4 protein-coding genes are annotated in these 5,032 nt (G+C 29.5%); 2 read left to right on the forward strand and 2 right to left on the reverse strand.

Annotated elements, in window-relative coordinates:
* Positions 1-217 precede the first annotated feature (217 nt).
* Together ruvB and Q0H31_RS12860 are read left to right on the forward strand one after the other, a co-directional pair.
* Positions 218-1,240, forward strand: a complete 1,023-nt coding sequence (gene ruvB, locus Q0H31_RS12855) for a Holliday junction branch migration DNA helicase RuvB (RefSeq protein ID WP_295298810.1) — start codon at positions 218-220, stop codon at positions 1,238-1,240.
* A gap of 71 nt (positions 1,241-1,311) precedes the next feature.
* Positions 1,312-2,361 (forward strand): M23 family metallopeptidase, encoded by a 1,050-nt coding sequence (locus Q0H31_RS12860; RefSeq protein WP_295298816.1) that lies wholly within the window; start codon positions 1,312-1,314, stop codon positions 2,359-2,361.
* 67 nt (positions 2,362-2,428) lie between these two features.
* Here the strand turns inward: Q0H31_RS12860 and Q0H31_RS12865 are convergent, their stop codons facing one another.
* Entirely contained in the window at positions 2,429-3,859 is a 1,431-nt protein-coding gene (locus tag Q0H31_RS12865; protein WP_295298812.1) for a sodium:solute symporter, read from the reverse strand.
* A gap of 104 nt (positions 3,860-3,963) precedes the next feature.
* Entirely contained in the window at positions 3,964-4,755 is a 792-nt protein-coding gene (locus Q0H31_RS12870) for a prohibitin family protein (RefSeq protein WP_295298814.1), read from the reverse strand.
* Positions 4,756-5,032: the final 277 nt, after the last annotated feature.

Consider the following 5,032-nt stretch of genomic DNA (forward strand, 5'->3'; position numbering starts at 1 on the left):
TTGTTTATCTTTACTTAATTTACTGCGTTTCATACTTAAATTTTAACAAATTTCAGTTATCTAGGACAGCCCCAAAATCTCTAATAAAAATTAGAAAAATAAAAGTTTTATATGTTAATAAATTAATCTAAAAAATAATAATATTTATATAAAAAATAAATTTGTTATTAATCTTTTTTTATAATATAATACAATCAAAAAATATGGATTTAAAATATTGGATAAAGAAAGCATAACCAACTCTTATGATGTTAATAATTCTTCTATAAGACCAAAAGGATTTGATGATTTTATAGGGCAAGAAAATATAAAATCTAAATTAAAAGTTTTTATAGACAGTGCCAAAAAAAGAGATGTTTCTTTGGATCATATATTATTTTACGGACCTCCCGGTTTAGGAAAGACCACTCTTGCACAGATAATAGCAGAAGAATTAGGAAGCAATATTAAAGCAACATCTGCACCTGTTATAGAACGACCGGGTGATTTAGCATCAATACTAACAACATTAGGCGAAAAAGATATATTATTTATAGATGAAATACATAGACTTAGAACCGTAGTTGAAGAAGTACTTTATTCGGCGATGGAAGATTTTTTTGTTGATATAAAGGTTGGAGAAGGAACAAGTGCAAAGAGCTTTAGGGTAAAACTTCCTAAATTTACTTTGATAGGTGCTACGACAAGAAGCGGATTATTAAGCACACCTTTATATGACAGATTTGGTATAGTGGAGAGACTTGAGTTTTATACAAATGAAGATTTGGCAGATATAGTAAAAAGAAGCTCAAAGTTTCTTAATGTAGACATAACAGACTCGGCTGCTATTTCTATAGCATCAAGGTCAAGAGGAACGCCAAGAATTGTTAATAGACTGCTTAGAAGAGTATTTGACTTCGCTACAGTTTCTGATGTTTTAACAATAGATGAGAAGTTTGCATCCGATTCTTTAGAGAAATTGGGTGTAGATAAAAATGGCTTTGAAGCTCTTGACAAGCAATATCTAACAACTATAATAAAACATTATAATGGAGGTCCTGTTGGTGTAGATACTATATCTGTTTCATTATCAGAACAGATAGAAACTATAGAAGATGTAATAGAGCCATATTTAATACAATCAGGTTTTATTAAAAGAACGCCAAAGGGAAGAGTTGCTACAATAAAAGCTTATAGCTATTTAAATATTAATGTAAAAAATAACGATAATTATAAAGAGAATAGTTTATTTGATTTATAAGCTGGAGGTTTATTATTCAAACTAGAGACACTTTTGAAACAAAATCTAATATACGTTTAGATGAATATTATATACAAGAGACATCTAAAGATAAAAGTAAAATAGCTGATAGATTTATTAATAACTTAAAACATACAAGTAAACGAGAGCCTATAAAACTTTATAATAATAAAAAATTAAATTATAAAAAGACTCATAATAATTTCTATCATCTAAAAAAGTTTTTTCATAAAACATATGATTTGTTCTTACCAATAAGAACTTTCTTAAATAAAATAATATCTGCCATTGTTAAAAAGGGTAATAATGAAAGAAGCATATTGATTTTTTATAATGATAAAGAAAAAGGTTTAAGTTTGCCTATCAATAATTTTATGATATTGTTTTTTGTATTAATTTTTGCTTCGTTAATTTATACAGGTTTTGATGCTTATTATAAACAAAAAGAGGCAAGAGATTTTTATAATACATTATCTGCAACAGAAGCTAAAACCTATAGTTTAATTACAGAATACAAAAATTCACTCAATAGATATTCCAAGTCGTTAAAAGAATATAATGATACTATCAAAAATATTTCTTACTTAATAGACTATAACAATGCCTCTTCATTTAATAATAACAATAATGATAATGATATAAGTAAAACTCTAAATGAAATAGACAGATATCAAAAAAATATTCTAACATTTATGGACGTTTCTTCGGTAATACATAAAGAAATACCAGTAGGCTGGCCGGTTGCAGGCGGCGGAAGAATATCAAGCGGATTTGGTGCAAGACTTTCTCCATTTACACAGGAAAAGAGTTACCATTACGGTGTTGATATAGCAGGTCCTTACGGTACTCCAATATTAGCAGCGGCAGATGGAAAGGTTACATTTGCAGGCTGGAAAAATGGTTATGGTTGGTTTGTACTTATAGAGCATGCTAATGGATATCAAACAGGTTATGGTCATAATTCTGAGCTTTTGGTATATGCCGGTCAGGAAGTAAAAAGAGGTCAAAAAATTGCTATGATTGGAAATACTGGAAGAACAACAGGTATTCATTGCCATTTTGAAGTGAGAATAGCAGGCGACCATAAAAACCCTATGCCTTATTTGAGTGCAAGATTTTAAATAAAAGATAATAATTAAAAAGAGGAGTATATTTTATACCCCTCTTTTTTTATTTTTAATTGTTTAATTAATTATTTGTATTTGCATCAGGTTTAGGCTGTATAATGGAAGAGAGAATTAAAAATACTATTAAACTTGCAACTATACCCGGTATTATAGGGTCAACTCCAAATAGATTAATATTTTTATTATATTGGAAGAATATTGTAACAACACTTCCAGCTATCAATGAACCCATGCTAGCAACTGCAGAAAGTTTTTTCTTAGTATAGTTTCCAAATAAATATGGTATAAATACTCCGGCAGCACGTAAACTAAATGAAAACATAAGTATAGTTATTAAATTAGCAGCCCTAAAAGCTATAAACATAGATATAAGCCCTACTACAATCATACAAGCTCTTCCCAAGAAAAGTAATTGTTTATCAGTAGCATTTTTATTAATATATTTTTTATATATATCGTTTGTAGCAATTACTGATACCGCAAGCATATCAGAGTCAGCAGAAGACATAGTAGCAGATATTAAAGCAGAAAATAATAATCCAACTATAACAGGAGGCATAGTGTGAATTGCAAGTACAGGTAAAATATATCTGCTTCCTTCTGAGGTTAATAATTCTGAAGTCATAAGTCCATCTTTTACAACACTTGAAGCAATCAAACCTAAAAAGGCAGGGAATAAAGAATATAATATACAAACTAACCCTCCCATTAAAGAGCCTATCATAAGTGATTTAGAATCTCTTGCCGAAAAAAATCTCTGGCTAATTTCAGGACCAACAGAATATGAAGCTATATACATTATAGTAAGAGATATTATAGTAGGCCAACCCATACCAACAGTAAGTGATTTTTGTGCAGGTGTGAGATTAGCAATTACATGTTCAAACCCTCCGGCATAATTCAAAGCAAAAGGTATAGCAACCAAACTTCCAATAAATACTAATGAACCTTGAATTAAGTCGGTGAAGGCAACACCCCAAAGACCTCCCATAGATGAATATGCTGTAACTACAACCGTAACTATTACAACAGATACTTTATAATTCCAGCCTGTCATAACAGTTAAAATACTTGCAGAAGCTATAATTTGAGCAGCAGTAATACCTATCATAGGAAGCCCCATGATAATTGAAGTAACTAAAGCATTTGCCTTACCATATCTATTATAAAAATACTCAGATACAGTAGTAACCATAGCATTTCTAAATCTCTGAGCCAAAAAAGCAAGAACCAAATATGCAAAAGATGCCGTGATTACATACCAAACTGCCGAAAATCCCCATTTACCAAAAGCCTGTTCTGCCAAACCAAGAGAAGTACCGCCTCCAATATTTGTAGCAGCCAATGTTCCTGCCAAAAGTATAGGCCCTAAATTCCTACCAGCCAAAGCAAAATCATTACTATTACTAATCTTTTTGCTAGAATATACACCTATAAAAAGCATAGCTATTAGGTATACAATAACTATTAATATAATAACAGTTTGTCCCATATAAAACTCCAAAAAATTATTACAATCCATTATATAATAATCTTTTAGAAAAATACATGTAGTTTACAAAAAAAGTTAGATTTTTTTATATTAAATTGTAAAAATTACTTTACTTGTATCATAGGTGTAACACCAGAACCAGAAACTTGAGGCATTTTACCGTCCCATTTTTCTATATACATTCTCTGTATAAGAAGTGGTGTTAAAGATTCCTGCATTATTCTGTTTGCTTCTGCTATACCTTTAGCTTTAGTAATTTCAGCTTCAGCTTCATATCTTACTTTTTCTAATGCATTTTGTGCTGTTAGAGCATCTTGAGAAGCTATTAATTTTCTCTCTATTGCTTGGTCAAACTCATCAGAAAAATCATGCTCTATAATAGAACAAGCTGCAACTGTAATGCCGTAGTCTTCAAAATCTGTCATTACTTCTTTTAAAAGTTCTCCTGCCATTTCATTTCTTTTTGTTATGAATTCTTCTATAGTATATCTTGCAGAAACAGCATTAAGGCTCTCTGATATTCTTGGATTAACTAATTTGTTTTTATAATCTGTACCAAATTTTCTATATAAATCTAAAGCATCACCAGTTATAGAATACTGAACATTCAAAGTCATTGATATAGTTTGCATATCTTTTGATGATACAGCATAAGTTTTTTCTACAGTTTGCTCCCTCACTTCTATAGTTCTAATTTTATCTATAAAAGGTATTCTAAAATGAAGTCCCGGCTCTTCTTCTGATATTGCTTTACCTAATCTGCTTCTTATGCCAACTTCTCCAGTTGATACTATTGTAACACTTGAAAAAATTAAAAAACCTACTATTAGCACAATAGGAATCAGCATAAAAAGTATAGAATGCAATTTGCTCGTATTAACATTAATAATTCTCATAAACTTTAATCTCCTAAAAAATAGTCTTTATATACTAAAATAAAAAATAAAATTTTGCAATAATCATATTTGAATTTACTATATACCTAAACGGGTATATTTTATTTTGATATCTTTGCTTAGTTTATGCAAATAATAGAAAGTTATTTTTGACAGTGTATAAAATTCTTAGTTTTATAAATATTATTAATTTCATTTTTTTGCACAGGTTCCAAACATATTGCAGTTAGGAATTCCTTAATTTCTTAAAGTATATCATAGGCGTATCATAATTTAA

Origin of the sequence: uncultured Brachyspira sp. (assembly GCF_934747485.1) — a bacterium.
Taxonomy (GTDB): Bacteria; Spirochaetota; Brachyspiria; order Brachyspirales; family Brachyspiraceae; genus Brachyspira.

Coding starts and splice junctions, on each gene's coding strand:
- Q0H31_RS12870 (WP_295298814.1), bottom strand. CDS start 4,755: ATGAGAATTATTAATGTTAATACGAGCAAATTGCATTCTATACTTTTT.
- Q0H31_RS12865 (WP_295298812.1), bottom strand. CDS start 3,859: ATGGGACAAACTGTTATTATATTAATAGTTATTGTATACCTAATAGCT.